The sequence below is a fragment of the Lederbergia citrisecunda genome (assembly GCF_018343695.1).
In the GTDB taxonomy this organism is placed as follows: Bacteria; Bacillota; Bacilli; order Bacillales; family Bacillaceae_C; genus Lederbergia; species Lederbergia citrisecunda.
Genome location: NZ_JAGYPJ010000001.1, coordinates 1263629 through 1280141 on the forward strand (window position 1 = coordinate 1263629; position 16513 = coordinate 1280141).

Annotated in this window: 16 protein-coding genes; all 16 read right to left on the reverse strand. The window is 35.2% G+C overall.

The window, feature by feature from the left end; all coding sequences use genetic code 11:
• Nucleotides 1–2 precede the first annotated feature (2 nt).
• Nucleotides 3–839 carry a sugar phosphate isomerase/epimerase family protein gene (locus tag KHA93_RS06350; protein ID WP_213109966.1) on the reverse strand — a complete coding sequence of 279 codons (837 nt, stop codon included), beginning with the start codon at nt 837–839 and terminating at the stop codon, nt 3–5.
• A gap of 20 nt (nt 840–859) precedes the next feature.
• Entirely contained in the window at nt 860–1321 is a 462-nt protein-coding gene (locus KHA93_RS06355; RefSeq protein WP_213109967.1) for a hypothetical protein, read from the reverse strand.
• The gene (locus tag KHA93_RS06360; RefSeq protein WP_213109968.1) at nt 1314–1586 is read right to left on the reverse strand and encodes a hypothetical protein; all 273 of its coding nucleotides are present in this window, start codon (nt 1584–1586) and stop codon (nt 1314–1316) included. Before KHA93_RS06360 ends, KHA93_RS06355 begins: the two co-directional genes overlap by 8 nt.
• Before the next feature lie 110 nt (nt 1587–1696).
• The gene (locus tag KHA93_RS06365) at nt 1697–2710 is read right to left on the reverse strand and encodes an ABC transporter ATP-binding protein (RefSeq protein ID WP_213109969.1); all 1014 of its coding nucleotides are present in this window, start codon (nt 2708–2710) and stop codon (nt 1697–1699) included.
• A gap of 19 nt (nt 2711–2729) precedes the next feature.
• Entirely contained in the window at nt 2730–3773 is a 1044-nt protein-coding gene (locus tag KHA93_RS06370; RefSeq protein ID WP_349772263.1) for an ABC transporter ATP-binding protein, read from the reverse strand.
• Nucleotides 3774–3788: 15 nt separating this feature from the next.
• A complete protein-coding gene (locus tag KHA93_RS06375; RefSeq protein ID WP_213109971.1) occupies nt 3789–4937 on the reverse strand; it encodes an ABC transporter permease in 1149 nt (382 codons plus the stop codon).
• Nucleotides 4934–5932 carry an ABC transporter permease gene (locus KHA93_RS06380; protein ID WP_213109972.1) on the reverse strand — a complete coding sequence of 333 codons (999 nt, stop codon included), beginning with the start codon at nt 5930–5932 and terminating at the stop codon, nt 4934–4936. The genes KHA93_RS06375 and KHA93_RS06380 overlap by 4 nt, the downstream gene beginning before the upstream one ends.
• Before the next feature lie 84 nt (nt 5933–6016).
• Nucleotides 6017–7960: an ABC transporter substrate-binding protein gene (locus tag KHA93_RS06385; RefSeq protein ID WP_213109973.1), complete on the reverse strand. Its 1944-nt coding sequence runs from the start codon at nt 7958–7960 to the stop codon at nt 6017–6019.
• A 121-nt stretch (nt 7961–8081) separates the two neighbouring features.
• Nucleotides 8082–9464 carry a sulfatase family protein gene (locus KHA93_RS06390; protein ID WP_213109974.1) on the reverse strand — a complete coding sequence of 461 codons (1383 nt, stop codon included), beginning with the start codon at nt 9462–9464 and terminating at the stop codon, nt 8082–8084.
• A gap of 275 nt (nt 9465–9739) precedes the next feature.
• On the reverse strand, nt 9740–10603 hold the full coding sequence (locus tag KHA93_RS06395; RefSeq protein ID WP_213109975.1) for a dimethylarginine dimethylaminohydrolase family protein: 864 nt from the start codon (nt 10601–10603) through the stop codon (nt 9740–9742).
• Between the two features lie 211 nt (nt 10604–10814).
• Nucleotides 10815–12038 carry an MFS transporter gene (locus KHA93_RS06400; RefSeq protein ID WP_213109976.1) on the reverse strand — a complete coding sequence of 408 codons (1224 nt, stop codon included), beginning with the start codon at nt 12036–12038 and terminating at the stop codon, nt 10815–10817.
• Nucleotides 12039–12077: 39 nt separating this feature from the next.
• Nucleotides 12078–13091: an ROK family transcriptional regulator gene (locus KHA93_RS06405; protein WP_233711063.1), complete on the reverse strand. Its 1014-nt coding sequence runs from the start codon at nt 13089–13091 to the stop codon at nt 12078–12080.
• A gap of 134 nt (nt 13092–13225) precedes the next feature.
• Nucleotides 13226–13765, reverse strand: a complete 540-nt coding sequence (locus KHA93_RS06410) for a DUF1572 family protein (RefSeq protein ID WP_213109977.1) — start codon at nt 13763–13765, stop codon at nt 13226–13228.
• 45 nt (nt 13766–13810) lie between these two features.
• Nucleotides 13811–13954: a hypothetical protein gene (locus KHA93_RS06415; protein ID WP_213109978.1), complete on the reverse strand. Its 144-nt coding sequence runs from the start codon at nt 13952–13954 to the stop codon at nt 13811–13813.
• Between the two features lie 190 nt (nt 13955–14144).
• Complete coding sequence (locus KHA93_RS06420) at nt 14145–15218, reverse strand: branched-chain amino acid aminotransferase (RefSeq protein WP_213109979.1); 1074 nt, start codon at nt 15216–15218, stop codon at nt 14145–14147.
• Nucleotides 15219–15248: 30 nt separating this feature from the next.
• Entirely contained in the window at nt 15249–16496 is a 1248-nt protein-coding gene (locus KHA93_RS06425; protein WP_213109980.1) for a glutamate-5-semialdehyde dehydrogenase, read from the reverse strand.
• Between the last annotated feature and the right edge of the window lie 17 nt (nt 16497–16513).

A 16513-nucleotide genomic window follows, 5' to 3' on the forward strand; every position in this document is an offset into this window, starting at 1 on the left:
CTTTATTTATATTGAAAAGATGCCATTTCATCAAAACGAACGACCCGATCACGGATATCGCAAAAATTATCGATATTTACATACTCCATAATAAAAGGGACATCCTCTGTATATTTATGATACAAATGTAAAAATAATGGCCAATTAATATCACCATCACCTATGGCTCGACCATATGTATCATTTACTTTTCGATCTTTTCCGTGAAAATAGGCGATATGAGGAGATAAGTAAGCAAACATATCTTCCTCAGAATTATTTGCAATTAAATTGGCTGGATCCAACAATACTTTTACTCGATTTGAGCCTACTTGATCAATAAAATCGACCATCCGCTTTGCACTTGGGATGATATCTAATACACAAGGTTCAATTGCAATTGAAACATTATATTTTTCTGCTTTTTTTGATAGACGTTTTACATTTTCTACTATTCTTTGAAAATCTGATTCATACGTATCGGCATTCACACCCCTTTTCCCAGGGATAAACCCACATTCAGTCGATACGTACGGGACATGATTGATACTTGCGATTTCGATTAAACGTTCAAAATACGCAAGATTTTCCTCCGCCTCTTTTTCATCTCTTTCCAATAGATTCGTAAAAACTCCGATGGAACTTACTTCCACCCCTTTATTACGATAGGTCTCTACAATTTGAATACTCTCTTCATCTGTTAAGCTTTTCATATCTGACCGTCCGTTATACACCCAATAATTCGAATCTGTTTGTGAGAAGCAAAGCTCGGTCCATTTGAATCCTTTTTCAGATAAAAGCATAGCAGTTTCTTGATTACTTAACTGAGGAAAGCTTCTTGAAACAACACCGACATCCATAATTAAACCTACTTCCTTTATTAAATTTTTGCGGAAACATTATGATTCTTTCTCTTTGCTTTAATAAAAAGTGACCAGGAAATAAAAATACATCCAAGCAAAAATTCGCTGACTAATAGAAAAATATTCGACAATATCCCTTTGTCCAAAATGATCATAATACTTTCACAAAAAAACAGTAGAAATGACTGTAATCCCGTTATCAGTAAAAACAGGGAAAGAAAACGACCAGTTTGTTTTCCCTTGTTATAGTAATGGAACACGATAAAAACAAATATGAGCCAAAGAATACCGAGTATTAAAAAGCTGAATTGATCGGCTGCTGGTACTTTCCATTTGTCAATTGAGTTGAAAAGTAATATGGTCAAGAATGTATCCTTCAAAACAAACCAAAGTACTAATCCAATTCCGGTAGAGATAATGCCCATTAACAATACGACCAGATTTGACATCCATTCTTTTCCAGTATTCTTATCATTCATGAACCTTATTCTCCCTCCAGCAATGACGCGTTTTTTCCAAATCAGAGAGAATTGAGGAACGGGTTTCTTCACTATCTACTAAACTAGTTTTTTGTATATAAGTAACGATTTTATTAAGTTTTTTCATATAATCCCTAATCGCATCACTTTGTAATTTATTTGCTTTTTCCATTTGACCTTTATGTTCGAACTTCATCCGTTTATCTTTATATTTTCTTGACCAAAGTTCAGGAACCTCTCCTTTTGTAAGTTCATCAAGAACCATATGCTTTTCACCTATATATTTTCTCGTAAAGATATTCATGAACCATATCGAAGCAACCATAATTGAAAAGATGGCTATTATGAAAACGATGAAAAGTAAGAGTATAGGGTTCATATTGCGACAGATCCTTTTAAATCTAATTCCCCTGCGAAATGACAAGCGACTTGGTGACCTGGACTTACTTCTTTGAAGGAAGGTGCTTGCAATTTACAAATTTCTTGAGCGTAAGGGCATCTTGGATGAAAATAACATCCTGATGGCGGATTAGCTGGATTTGCCACTTCTCCTTTTAGGATGATTCTTTCTTTTTTTAATCTTGGGTTTGGAATGGGTTTTGCAGATAATAATGCCTCTGTGTATGGATGTTTTGGATTTGTAAACAATTCTTCTGTCGTTGCTGTTTCGACCATTTTTCCAACATACATGACACCAACCCTGTCTGAAATATGCTGAATCACACCTAAATCATGTGAAATAAATAAATAACTTAAATTTAAAGATTTCTGAAGGTCTTCTAATAAATTAATAATTTGTGCCTGTATAGATACGTCCAAAGCGGAAACAGCTTCATCGCAAACAAGAAATTTCGGATTTGTAGCTAATGCACGGGCGATTCCAATTCTTTGCCTTTGTCCTCCACTAAAGGCATGGGGATATCGCTCTAAATGTCGGCTGTTTAATCCGACAATTTCCATTAAGTGCTTAACTCTTTCCCTTAATTCCTCACCTTTTGCCAACTTATTACAAATAATTGGCTCGCCAATAATATTTAAAACCGTCATACGCGGATTTAATGAAGAGTAAGGATCTTGAAATATTAGCTGCATATCTCTTCTAATATCTCGTAACTGCCTATAGTCTAAGTCCATTACATTAACCGTTTCATTATGCCGGTTTTTAAATTTCACTGAACCTTCTGTTGGTTCAATTGCTCTCAATAAGCTTTTTCCTAAAGTAGATTTACCGCATCCAGATTCACCTACTAGACCAAATGTTTCACCTTCTTTCACATAAAATGAAACATCATCTACTGCCTTTATTTGCCCTACTGTTCTTTTAAAAAATCCTTTTTTAATAGGAAAATATTTTTTCATCGAATGTACTTCAAGAATATTATCATCCATTACCGAAGATGCCCCCTTGTTATTGTTCTTTTGCTAATACACATCTAACAAAATGATTTTCTTTTACTTTTACGAGCGGGATATCATCAACATTACAAACTCCATCTTTTGCAAACTTACATCTGGAATAAAATCCACACCCTTTTGGAAGATTCATAGGAATAGGCACTGTCCCTTCAATGGACTCAAGCCTTTGATTCTTTAAAGATATTGTTGGGATTGATCGTAATAGTCCTTGGGTGTATGGATGCACTGCACCAAAGAATAAAGTATCAACGTCCGTATATTCTACGACTTTACCTAAATACATGACGGCAACATCGTCAGACATTTCTGCGATGACTCCCAAATCATGTGTAATAAAAATGACTGCGGATCCCGATTTTTCTTTAAGATTATTAATTAAATCTAACACTTGAGCTTGAACTGTGACATCCAATGCAGTCGTCGGTTCGTCCGCAATCAGAATGGAAGGATTACAGCACAGTGCCATCGCGATCATTGCTCTTTGTCTCATTCCTCCCGAGAGTTCGTGAGGATATTGATCAATTCTTTGCTCTGGATTAGACATTCCTACACTTCTCAATGTCTCAATCGCAATGTTTCTAGCTTCCTTTTCATCTTTTGTCACATGTAGCATAATTCCTTCAATAAGTTGATTTCCTATTGTATGTATGGGAGAAAAGGCTTTCATAGGTTCTTGAAAAATCATTGATATTTCTCCACCTCTGATGTCTCTTACTTCATCTCCTTTAGGAGAAAGCTTTCCAATATCAACAATGGTGTTATCTCTACGACGAAACTTTATTTCCCCTTCTACTTGTCCAGGTGATTCTACTATTTGCATAATTGCCTTTGCAGTAACGCTCTTTCCGCTCCCACTTTCTCCAACAATTCCTAATGTTTTCTTTTTCTTAATCCTAATATCTACACCATTTACAGCTTCTAATAGCCCTTCATCAAGCTTAAAATGCACCTTTAAATTATTTGTTTCTAGAATGATTTCATCACTATCTTCTATTTTGGAATAAATATTTTGCTCCTTCGCTTCAATTGTCTCCACTTTCGCCATCCTCCTTTATTTATAAGGATCCGCTGCATCTCGCAAGCCATCACCAAGGAAATTAAATACGAGAACTGCTACTATAATAAATGCCGCTGGCCAAAGCAACCATGGATGATGAGCTAGATTTTCTAATTTTTGTGATTCTCCTAGTAAAACTCCCCAACTTACAACTGGTGGCTGCAGCCCTAATCCTAGGAAACTTAAAGATGTTTCACCTAGAATCGTTGCCGGAATTGATATAGTGACACTTATGATGATGTAACTTGCAAAAGAAGGTATTAAATGTTTTGTAATTATTCTCATATTGCTCGCTCCAGCAAGTCTTGCCGCCATTGTAAAATCTTCTTCACGAAGAGATAAAATTTTTCCTCTTACTACACGAGCTAAACCGGTCCAACCGATTATCGAAAATATCATGACCATACCTAGGTATATTTTACTAGGTGACCAGTCTGATGGAAGAGCAGCAGCAAGTGCCATCCATAAAGGAATAGTAGGAATACATAATAATAAATCGATTATACGTTGAATTACAGTATCCGTGACTCCTCCAAAATAACCTGAGATTCCACCTAAAATGATTCCTAGAATAACTGTCAGAATGATACCGAGAAACGCAAAAGATAAAGATATTCTGGAACCGTACAGTGTCCTAGTAAACAAATCCCTTCCTAATGAATCAGTTCCCATTATAAAAAAAGGAGCATCAGGATCTTTTAATCCAACAATGTGAGTTTTTGTTTTAAATAATCCCCAAAATTTATATTCCTTTCCCTTTACAAAAAAATGAATGGAATGTGTTTTACTCGCATCCTCTGCAAATGTTCTACGGAATGTTTTCTCATCCATTTCTTGCTTCAAATCATATACAAAAGGTCTGAGGCTAAAACCTTTATCAGGGTGAATGAAATGCAATTTTTGAGGTGGCGCATATTTATAATCAGAAAAGCGTTCTAGCGGCAAATGCGGACTTAAGAATTCAGAAAATGCCGCGATAATGATGAGTATCGTTAGGATGGGAGCAGATATAATCGCTAGTTTATGTTTCTTAAATTTCCACCACATTAACTTCCATTGGGAGGCAACTTCGTAATCTTCGTCTATTTTTTTATTGTTTACTGTTATGTTAGGTGTTGTCTTTTTATTAAAAACTAGCTTCATTCCTGTACACCCCCAAACCTAATCCTTGGATCGATCCACGCTAGCAAAATATCAGAAATTAACGTCCCTATAACGGTTAGGACACTTAATATGAATATAAAACTCCCGGCTAGATACATATCTTGCGTCATTAATGCATCTAACAACATTGGTCCAGTCGTCGGTAAATTAAGTACGATGGAAACAATTGCTTCACCTGAAATAATCGCAGGTAACGTCCAACCAATGGTGCTGATCAATGGATTAATTGCCATTCTCACAGGATACTTGAATAATAGTTTTCCTTCTTTTAATCCTTTTGCACGTGCAGTGATGACATATTGTTTTTGTAATTCGTCCAAGAGCATTCCACGCATAACCCTTATTAACCCAGCTGTTCCAGCAGTTCCGATAATCAGGATGGGTACCCAAATTCTTTGAAGCATATCAAAGAATTTAGCTATACTCCATGGGGCTGATGCGTACTCAGGTGAAAACAATCCCGTTATAGCTATACCTGTATTAACAAAAACTGTGTAGACGACAACAAGTGCAATCAAAAAATTCGGCAAAGCAAGGCCGATAAATCCTATTAAGGTAAATACGTAATCTAAAATGGAATATTGACGAACAGCGGAATATATACCAATTGGAATGGCGACGATCCAGGTAAAAATGAGAGTCATGATTGAAATCACTATAGTTAACCCGAGTCGTTCCCCGATAACATCAGCAACCGGTTCATTCCAAGTAAAAGAACGGCCGAAATCACCATGTAGGACGATGTTTTTAATCCATATAAAATATTGAACGTATATCGGTTTATCTAATCCATACTGCCTTTTTAAACTAATGACAGTACCTTCGGATACTTCGGTACCTGATAATTCTAATTGATTAATATACGTAGTTAAATAATCGCCTGGTGGTAATTGAATGAGCGCAAAGGAGATGATACTGATGGCGATCAGCAATGGAATTAATTGTAAAAGTCTTTGTCCAATGTATGTAAGCATCTTTGAATCTCCTTTATTTACGAATTTTTAAGAAAAACTTAGGCAGTAATACAACCTACTACCTAAGTTTTTTTGTTTTCCGTATTATTCTCTAAAAAACATTTGTTCCCCGGCAAAGTTAATGCTGATAGCGGTTCCTTTATCTGTTATATTCCCTAACTTGGAATTAACAATTAACGGCTGTTTCACGTGCTCAATATGAACGAAGTAGTAAATATTTTCATGCATTTTTTCTCTCAACGTATCCATTATTTTGACCGCTTCTTCCGGTGGGCTAACATTCATCTTGTTCATTAATCGGTAGAATTCTTTAACATCTTCTGGTGGCTCTTCACCTTTTTCTCCACCTGAATTCCACCAAGCATTCCAAAGATTTCCCCAGAATCCCTGCCCCCAATCCTGCATGTAGTACAGTGGGGTATGTGTCCAAATAATCGTTGCTTGTAGCTCATTCGCAGCATTTCTTGTTCCCCATAATGCTGAATCTAATGTTTTTACAGTTACATGGATTCCAATTTCTTTCCACATTTCTGTAAGTAATTCAGCTAACGGAACAATATCTGGAGCTGCGGCTTGTACTTCAAATGGAATCGTAAATCGTTTTCCGTCCGGTCCTTTACGGTATCCATCGGAATCTTTTTCCATTCCCATCTCATCTAATAAAGCATTCGCCTTATCTAAATCCAACGTACTATCGATAACTGTGGATGGTTCGGCAAAGCCGTAATAGAGTGTGTCGATAATTTCATCACGATCGATAGCATAATTTAGTGCTTTTCTAAAGCGGACATCATTGACCACTTTACGCCAATTTTCATTTTTATAAGTTAAATTCAACATGACATCAGTTGGAGTTAAGTGCATATTTGCTAGTAACGCTTCATATCCACCTTTTTCTGCGTTTTCTCTATAAACAGGCATTTTGGACAATGCTGTTGCTTCTCGGTTAAAGTCTACTTCCCCTGCAATAATCTTCAATCCTGTCATTTCAATGTCTTGAACAATAGCACTTTTCACATTATCAATGTATGGTAATTGATTTCCTGCTGTATCCACTTTAAAATAATATGGATTTCTTTCGTATAATCCATATGTTTTTGTCATTTCTTTAAGCTTCCACGGATATAAAACAGGAAATCCGACTGCATTTGGATGACTCATTTCTCTTTCAGTAATATCCATATAGTTAAATAGATTCACCCAGCTCACTTCTTGATCTTCCTCAAATTTATGTTCGGCAATTAATTTTTTTAGTTCATCTTTATCCGCATAATCTTTATGGAACTGCTTAAGGTAATGAGCTGGTTTTAGAAGATCAGCATACCCTCTCCAGCTTTGGATTGCTAAGCTAATCGGAAATCCTCCATTTGGTTCATCGAATGATATTTTAAATGTATAGTCATCGACCACTTCAAGTTTTAATGGAGTTCCTTCAACATTTCCACCAGAATGAAGCCATGCAGGTAAAATTGGCATCAATTCCTTATTAAGCTGGAAATCCTCGATAGCAAACCTTACATCCTCCGTTGTGACGGGCTCTCCATCGGACCATTTAAGTCCTTCTCTCATATGAAATGTAAATTCTTTTTCATCATCGGAAACTTCATAATCTTTCAATACATTTCCTGTTACTTCTTCACCGAGAATTCCTGGTGTGTTTAATAATGGTTCGTTGCTCATTACAAAAAAGTCTGGGTCCCATGTAGGAGACTGAGCTACTGTATTTAATGTACCTCCATACTTTCCAATTTCGAATTGAAGATATTCAGGTGGCATTTCATTTGGAATTTTAGGTTCTTTCGGAAGCCTATCCTTTAGATCCGGTAAATCCATACCATCTAACATAGGTGATTGATGAAACTCAGTTATTTCAGAAACATCTACTACTTCTGGTTGAGTTTTTCCATCACCATCAGGGCTTTCTTTCTGTGGTTCATTGGAGGTCTGATTACTTTTTGGTGAACACCCTACGATTATTAATGAAAAGATGACAAGAATCATAAAGCCAAGTTTAATAGATGACCTCATACATTATCCCCCTACTGTTATTATTGAAAAATATAATTGTTTCAAATATTTAGTTAATTGATTTTATAACCTCCCTTTTATTCAAATAACATTGCTTAGACATCCATCACATAATGACTATTTATGCTTTCCTTGTTGCTAAATCAATTCTTTCTCTTTTTGGATTCGCTTTCCAATCATCCCAACTTAAACTATACTCACTAAGGACTTTTTCAATCCTTCGTTTGAAAGGCAATCCTTGTTTTCTTAACACATATTGCATCGGATCTTCTCTATATTGGATTTTGTCATTCACCCATTTGGATAATTGTTGCTGAAATGCTGATGCTTGTTCAGGAAGGCTCCCAATAAGATTATGTTCTTCATTAGGATCTTCTATTACGTTATAAAGTTCAGCAGGAGGTCTCGTAAAAGGTCCCGAATCGTATGTTTCTATATATTTATACTTCTCAGTGCGAATTCCCCGTGCCGCTTGCCATGCACATTCACTTAAATAGATTTCCGTATGCTGCTCATGCTCTCTTCCATTAATTAATGGGAAAAGACTTTTTCCATCCAATCCTGATGGTATTTCAAGATTAAGTGCTTCAAGGATTGTAGGCATAAGATCAGCATGCTGCACTAAGCCCCGAACCCTTTTACCTGGCGGAATAAAATGTGGCCACCGGATGATTAATGGAATGTGGACAGTTTGATCATATAGACCACAATGATCCCAATAAATATCGTGCTCTGTTAAGCTTTCTCCATGATCGCCAAATAAGACTAGCATCGTTTCATCTTTTATACCTAACTCGTTAAGATACTCATCTAATTCTTTTAATAAATCATCCAAATATCTTATTTCTGCATCGTATAGTGAATTAACATACTTTGCATCCGTAATATTTCCAAGCAAATCATAATGATGATATTTAAAAAATGGATAAGCAGGATGATTAAAAGCTCGTTCCATGCTTTTATTAGTTGGATCATATTGATTTTTACTAAAATCATAAAATGATGGGATATAATCTTTAGGTGGTAAATATGGGGTATGAGGATCCCAATAATGAAGAAATAGAAAGAAATCTTTGTCTTTATGCTCTTTAAGCCATGGTTTCGCAAGACTATTAATTGTCTTCCCGTCAATCCATCTTGTTTTACCCACGGTGTTAATATAATATTGATACCCTCTTGCAAACCATTCTTTTAAATTGTATAAATTGTCTACCGCTCCTGTAGTATAGCCTGCGTTTCGCAAAATAGTCGGGAACCAATCGACTTCTTTAGGTAAATGAGTCAATGATGAACCATGTGAAACAACGCCAGTTGATAAACCAACTTTTCCCGTAAAGATACTCGTATGGGCAACTTCAGTAGGAATATCAGATGCGAAAGCGCTTTCAAAAAGTACACCTTGCTCCGCGATTTCATCAATATATGGACTTGTAGGTAAATGATATCCATAACAACCGAGCCTATTTGCTCTTAATGTATCCAATGAAATAAATATGATTTTCATGGTAGCCCCCTAAACAATGATACAGATTCAATAAAACTCTGTTACTAAGTTATGTATCATTTTACTTTCTAAAAATTCTTTATTCATGGTCAAAAAGGACATATTCTTGGTGTATCTGGCCAAATTTTGGATATACTTCCGATTTTCTTTATATATGAATGTTTTTTCTTGTTAAAATAAAAATAAAAGTAAATGAAAAAAGGCAAAGTCAAAAAGACTAAACCTTTTACACAAAACAGTTTGATAATCAAAAAGATCAATTTTTTATATCCTTATTATTTATGTCTTTCTCTTAATACTGGTAATGTACAACAGCGAAATGAGCCTCCAGATTTTATGATTTCTGTAATATCAACTTCAATAACATTAAAACCCAATTCTTTCAGCTTTCTGTTTACATTCTTATTAATAGGTAAGCTAAATACTCTTTTCTTTCCTATGGATAGGACATTCGTGCCTAGAGTAAATTGTTCATTTGCTGTTACTTCAACTAATTGAAATCTTGTTTTCAACAATTCAATCGTTTTTTGATTTAAAGCTCCTGGAAAATATAAAGCCTCGTTTGGAGAAATAATATTGAAAACACAATCTAAATGAAGATATTGTTCGTCAAATGGGATTGGAACTATTTCGTAATCTGTTAAGAACTTTTTCAATTGTTCCATAGCCTTATCATTTGTCCTGCTACTAATCCCAATATAGACAGTATTCCTATTAATAATGACGTCTCCGCCTTCTATAATTCCTTTTGTTAAGTCCTGAAAGAGAATTCTCTTTTCCATTAAAATATTCTTTAGAGCTTGCTCCTCACCTAATCTAATATCATTTGCCATCTCTGCAACAAACAACGTACTCCCAATCGTAAACCCGATATCACGAGTAAATACTTGTTCTGGATATTGTTGGGATGGAGGGATGAGAATCACCTCTACACCTTGTTGTCGCAGCGACTTGATGAATTCCCTATGCTGAATCGTCGCAAGCTTCGAATCAATATTTTCCTTTTTGTATTGTTTTTGCGTTTCGTTAATAACTTCTTTGATCTTCATATACTTTGGCTCGCATAAAATGACTTTATGTAATGTCTCGTATTCCGTGTCACAATAAACCTTTAATTGTTTGTCCGAAGCTGTTACCATACAACATCCTCCAAATAGTTTTATTTTATGTTTTCCGGATACGTATCACATATTCCCCTCTTAACAATGTGTTTAAACAAAAATACACTGTCTTAATTGAAATAATAAAAAGGAGATAGAAAAAATGACGTTTTTCTATCTCCTTCACAAATATTTAGAGTTAAAATTGATAATTATAAGTGGAATTACCTACGACATGTTCATTTTATTTTTAACTAGCAGATGAATTTGGGATGTTTGTTATTGGCTTTTTTCTAAACAGTTCATTTAATTTTTCCGACCCTAAAAGCATTACAGCCACAAAAATAACAATAAACAATGGGAAAAGTTTTATCGTAGAATGAGATGCAATTAAACCAAATAGAGGCGGTAAGAAAGTAGCACCTGTATACGCAACAGCCATTTGATAACCCATAATTGTTTGAGAATGTTTCTTACCAAAACGTGCAGGAGTTTCATGCAACATACTTGGAAATATAGGTGCTAATCCTAGACCTACCAAAATAAAACCTACTAACGAGAAACCCGGAGATAGTGGCAAGAATAGACATAACGCTCCAGCTAATGCAATCATTTGCCCTGCCCTAATTAGCATTTTATTGGTTACTTTTAATGTAATAAAACCTGTTACAAATCTTCCAATCGTAATCCCACCGTAATATAAAGAAACCCATCTTGCAGCAACCTCTACTGGCAATTCCTTCACATTTACCAAATAACTACTTCCCCAAAGTCCCATAGTTGCTTCTACGCCACAGTAGAATAAAAAAGCTATCAGTGCTAATTTTACTCCTCTAATTTTCAAAGGTCTTGTATTTTTAACACTTTCATCAATATTAGCATTCGTATCATCTTGTTCTTCACTTAAATGATTATTGCTTCGATTTCCAACTTTATTCCATAAAGGTAAGCTAAAGAAAAGAATGATTACTAGAACAAATTGTATTCCAGCAATCGTAAAATATCCGTTTCTCCAAGCATTTTGCTCTGAAATAAATTGAGCAATGATGATAGGTCCAAGAGTGGCACCTACTCCCCAGAAACAATGTAACCAGCTCATATGATGAGCTTTGTAATGTGTAGCAACATAATTGTTTAATGCTGCATCAACAGAACCTGCACCTAGTCCAAGTGGAATAGCAAATATTACTAACCAAATAAATGATGGTGCATATGAAAATCCAAGTAAAGCGACTGCCGTCATAAATACACTAATAAATGTGACTTTTCCAGTTCCTAATTTTCCAATAACTGTCCCGCTTGAAAGACTAGAAATAATTGTGCCTCCAGCTATTATCATGAAAAGCACTCCAGCAGTTTCAAGTCTCGCCCCAAATTCAGGTTGCATTGCTGGCCAAGCTACCCCTAACAATGAATCTGGTAAACCTAGACTAATAAACGCTAAATAAATAAGTATTAAAAAGAATGTTGCCATTTATGTAACCACCTTTTTTGAAGTAATCCATTACTTCTTCTACATTCCTGTATTTGAAATCATTAATCCAAGACCAAGACTCTGTAATCCAAGCAAATAGTCTTGTTTCCAATCGCTCATTGTAATTTCCGGAAGATGCGCTCGAGGAATATATTTTGAACTTGATAAAGTAATTTCCTCTATACTAGATGCGGTCACTTCGTCACTACAAAAAATAAAAGTATGCGGGTTAATGATAGCTGTAAACGAAGCGATTAATCTAGCAACGGCATCAATTTTATTATCCTCTCGAAATGATTTACTTTTATTTCCTAATGCTTGAAGAAAATTACGATCATCATATAAAGGGACAAATGAAACCTCTCCTGAGAAAAAAGTACTTCCTCGTACCACTTCTCCATTAATCATAATTCCTGAACCTGGCCCATTTTGTCCAGAAGATAAATATATAAGTGATTGATTTTCTTTACTTCCTTTATATTTGTAATATCCAAGTACGGCCGCATTCATATCATTTTCTACTACAACTGGGATGGAAAAATAATCCTCATAGTACTTTTTTAAATCAACATCTTGGAAATGTTCGTAGTCTGGTATAAAAAATACCCGACCATTATCAACAGACCCGGGAACTCCAATGGCGATAGAACTAATCTTTGGATATTTCACTAAAATTGCATCTATTAGTTTTGTTAGTCTGTCTATATTATCTACACTATTTGTTTTACTCTGTTCCTTTACTTCACCTAAACAATTAAAAATTGTAAAATTTGTTTCTGTTCTTTCTAAAAAAATGGCTAAACCTAACATATGCTCCGGATTGTAAGCAAATCTTTTCGCTCTTCTTCCCCCGCTAGATTGATCAAGACCAACTAATAAAAGCTCTCCTTCCTTCTCCATCTTTGATAAAAACTTACTAATCGTTGGGAAACTAATCCCTAATGTATCGCTCAGTTCGACCTTTGTTGAACTTCCTTGTTCTAAAAGAGTTGAGCGAATCCTACGATAAATAACAGATTTCATTGTTTTTGGAGTAGTGAATTGATCGTTCAAAATAAAACACCTCGTAATTCTGTAAACTTATTAAACTTCTTTAATAAGTATTGGTGCTAATATAGCATAGTCTTTTTTAGTTTTCAATAAAAAAAATAAACGTTCAGTTATTCTGAACGTTTTGAAGTAAAGAACTATTTAGGTTGATGCTTTTTCAACATTTCCTGTAAATATGCTTCTGATTTTCCTCTCGGGATACTCAAGCTTTCCCAATTCTCACCTTTTAGTTGCTTACCAATATAAACAATCTGCCCAACATGATAGGAATAATGGGCTAACTGTCTTTCAATTGCATCAATAACTAAATGTTTTTCGCCGCGAATAAATACATTTTTAAGTAAATCCTCTTCTTTTAAACTTTTTAGCGCCTCAAAAAGTGTATTCCAGCCTTTTTCCAAATACTCTATCATGTCATTTTTTGATGATAGATCATCTGCGAATTCCTGTTCGCGATTCCTATCAGGCTTTTCACCGTCCGAATGAAGGAAATCAGTCCATCTTGAAATCATGTTTCCACTTAAATGCTTCGAAATGATAGCAATACTGTTTGAATCTTCATTTATTCTCCAATGAATCTCGTTTTCTGATAATTGTTCGATTGTCTTATCTCCAAGACTTTTGACACTTTTAAATCTTTCGATAATGATTCTTAAATACTCAGCTTCAATACTCATTGGACTCCTCCTAAATATATAGTTTTTATAATATATTCAAAAGTTCTAGTTATATTTTGCTATTTTTACAACTCGTTTTGCAATAATTTCATTTGGATCAATGAAGGGGACATCCATTTCAACATCAGATAAAATAATCGGAATTTCAATACAGCCCATAATCACTGCTTCCGCCTCATTCTTAACCATAAGGTTTGCAGCAGTTTTTTATTTATTACATTGTCTGCATTTTTTCTATGATACCTAAGGAAAAATGTAGACAATGTTACCTCTCTCGTTGAATTGTTTATGTAAAATGAAAACTTAAAAAACTCAAAACACAAGGAACCATAGCAAGTGGCATTTATCACTTGCTATGGCAAATATGAACACATCTTGTTTAATCTACTTTTACTCTCCACCCAAATGGATCTTCGTGATTGCCTGTTTGGATGCCTGTTAATGACTCATATATTTTTTTCGAAATATCTCCTGTGTTTCCATTGTTAATAGTAATTTTTTCACCTTGCCAAAAGAGCTCGCCGATTGGAGAAATGACTGCGGCTGTTCCTGTACCGAATGCTTCCTCTAATTCACCTGCATGGTAGGCTTGGAAAATTTCATCAATTGATATTCTTCTTTCAACGACTGGAATATTCCAATAGTGTAAAAGTTCTAATACCGATTTTCTTGTAATACCTTCTAAAATACTGCCATTTAATTCAGGTGTCACGACTTCTCCATTTATTTTAAAGAACACATTCATACTGCCAACTTCTTCAATATATTTATGTTCTTTTCCATCTAGCCAAAGAACTTGCGAAAAGCCTTCTGCTTCCGCTTCTTCTTGTGCTTTTAAAGATGCGGCATAGTTCCCAGCTGTTTTTGCATTACCAGTTCCACCTTTAACAGCACGGACAAATTCACTTTCAACGGCAATCTTAACAGGATTGATTCCTTCCTTATAATAAGCTCCAACAGGTGATAAAATAATCATAAATCTATACGTATCTGAAGGAGATACTCCTAAATAAGGCTCATCTGCAAAAATAAATGGACGAACATAGAGAGACGTGCCTTCTACGTTCGGAACCCAATCTTTATCTATGGAAATCAGCTTTTTTAAGGCAAATAAAGCAAATTCCTCATCGATTTCAGGTATGCATAACCTTTGATTAGAACGATTCAATCGTTTCATATTTTCATCAGGTCTAAATAATACGACTTCTTCTTCTTTCGTTTTATATGCTTTAAGTCCTTCAAAAACAGTCTGCCCATAATGAAAAATAATTGCAGCGGGGTCCAACATAATCGGCTGATAAGGAATAATCCTTGCATCGTGCCAACCTTTTCCTTTCGTATAATCCATTACGAACATATGGTCCGTAAATACAGTACCGAAGGAAAGCTGGTTAAATGCAGGCTTTTCTTTTTTAGTTGTGCTTAGCTGTACATCAATTTGATAATCTTTCAAAAATGCCATCTCCTTTTTTGTCTCCCTTAATTATATACGTACTTGCCCATTCCCATAAATAAAAAATTTACTTGAAGTAAGTGCTTGTAATCCCATTGGTCCTCTTGCATGTAGTTTTTGTGTGCTAATTCCAATTTCAGCACCATAACCAAATTCGAAACCATCTGTAAATCTAGTTGAAGCGTTATGGTAAACAGCAGCTGCATCAACGCTGCTTAAAAAGATCGCTGCATTTTTTTCGTCGTCGGTAATAATCGCTTCTGAATGTTGCGTTCCATATTTATTTATATGGTCGATAGCTTCTTCCAAGGAGTTTACTACTTTTACACTGACGGTTAACCCAAGGTATTCAGTCTCCCAATCTTCTTCAGAAGCAAGTTTTGCAGGAGGAATTACTTGGACAACTTTTTCATCACCATAGATCTCTACATTATTTTCATGTAGCTTTTCTAAAAGACTTTCGCCAAATTGGTTAAACCACTTTTCATGGATGAGAATTGATTCTATAGCGTTACACACAGAGGGACGCTGTAATTTTGCATTCAAAACGATTTCTTGTGTCATACCTTCATTACCGCTTTCATCAATAAAAATATGACAATTTCCTGCTCCAGTTTCAATAACTGGTACAGTTGATTCACGAACAACAGTATCTATTAAATTTTTCCCACCTCTTGGAATCAGAACATCTAAATATTCATTTAACTGAAAAAGTTCTTTAGCTGTTTCACGACTCGTGTCTTCGATAAGTTGAATAGATTCAACAGGAACGACACTTTTTTCAAGAGCAGTATGAATTGATTTAATTAAAGCCATATTAGAAAACTTTGCTGAAGAACTACCTCTTAATATAACTGAGTTTCCAGTTTTAAGAGCGAGTGTTGCAGCATCGATTGTCACATTTGGTCTCGCTTCATAAATCATCCCTATTACACCGATTGGTACACGTTTTTTACGTATGAGTAAGCCATTGTCTTTTTCAATCGTTTCAAGCGTTTCGCCAATAGGATCTGTTAGTTCGATTAATTGATGAATCCCATGGGACATATCAATAATTCGTTTTTCATTGAGCATTATGCGATCAAGCACTGCATCTGTTAACCCATTCTTTTTCCCTTCAACCAAATCCTTTTCATTTTCTAAAAGAATAGTTGCTTTGTCTTCTAGCAATTGACTGGCAATCAAAGCCAAAGCAGCATTTTTCTCATCAGCGGAAAGTGTTACGAGTGAATAACTCGCCAACTTTGCCGCTCGCCCTTTTCTTATTACCTCACTCATTTCTACCCCTCCAATTT

Excerpts from the sequence above, each read along its gene's own strand:
- KHA93_RS06415 (WP_213109978.1), bottom strand. The coding sequence starts at position 13,954 with ATGGTTAAGAATGAGGCGGAAGCAGTGATTATGGGCTGTATTGAAATT.
- KHA93_RS06360 (WP_213109968.1), bottom strand. The coding sequence starts at position 1,586 with ATGGTTCTTGATGAACTTACAAAAGGAGAGGTTCCTGAACTTTGGTCA.
- KHA93_RS06350 (WP_213109966.1), bottom strand. The coding sequence starts at position 839 with ATGGATGTCGGTGTTGTTTCAAGAAGCTTTCCTCAGTTAAGTAATCAA.
- KHA93_RS06385 (WP_213109973.1), bottom strand. The coding sequence starts at position 7,960 with ATGAGGTCATCTATTAAACTTGGCTTTATGATTCTTGTCATCTTTTCA.
- KHA93_RS06410 (WP_213109977.1), bottom strand. The coding sequence starts at position 13,765 with ATGAGTATTGAAGCTGAGTATTTAAGAATCATTATCGAAAGATTTAAA.
- KHA93_RS06395 (WP_213109975.1), bottom strand. The coding sequence starts at position 10,603 with ATGGTAACAGCTTCGGACAAACAATTAAAGGTTTATTGTGACACGGAA.
- KHA93_RS06355 (WP_213109967.1), bottom strand. The coding sequence starts at position 1,321 with ATGAATGATAAGAATACTGGAAAAGAATGGATGTCAAATCTGGTCGTA.
- KHA93_RS06375 (WP_213109971.1), bottom strand. The coding sequence starts at position 4,937 with ATGAAGCTAGTTTTTAATAAAAAGACAACACCTAACATAACAGTAAAC.
- KHA93_RS06400 (WP_213109976.1), bottom strand. The coding sequence starts at position 12,038 with ATGGCAACATTCTTTTTAATACTTATTTATTTAGCGTTTATTAGTCTA.
- KHA93_RS06365 (WP_213109969.1), bottom strand. The coding sequence starts at position 2,710 with ATGGATGATAATATTCTTGAAGTACATTCGATGAAAAAATATTTTCCT.
- KHA93_RS06380 (WP_213109972.1), bottom strand. The coding sequence starts at position 5,932 with ATGCTTACATACATTGGACAAAGACTTTTACAATTAATTCCATTGCTG.
- KHA93_RS06390 (WP_213109974.1), bottom strand. The coding sequence starts at position 9,464 with ATGAAAATCATATTTATTTCATTGGATACATTAAGAGCAAATAGGCTC.
- KHA93_RS06425 (WP_213109980.1), bottom strand. The coding sequence starts at position 16,496 with ATGAGTGAGGTAATAAGAAAAGGGCGAGCGGCAAAGTTGGCGAGTTAT.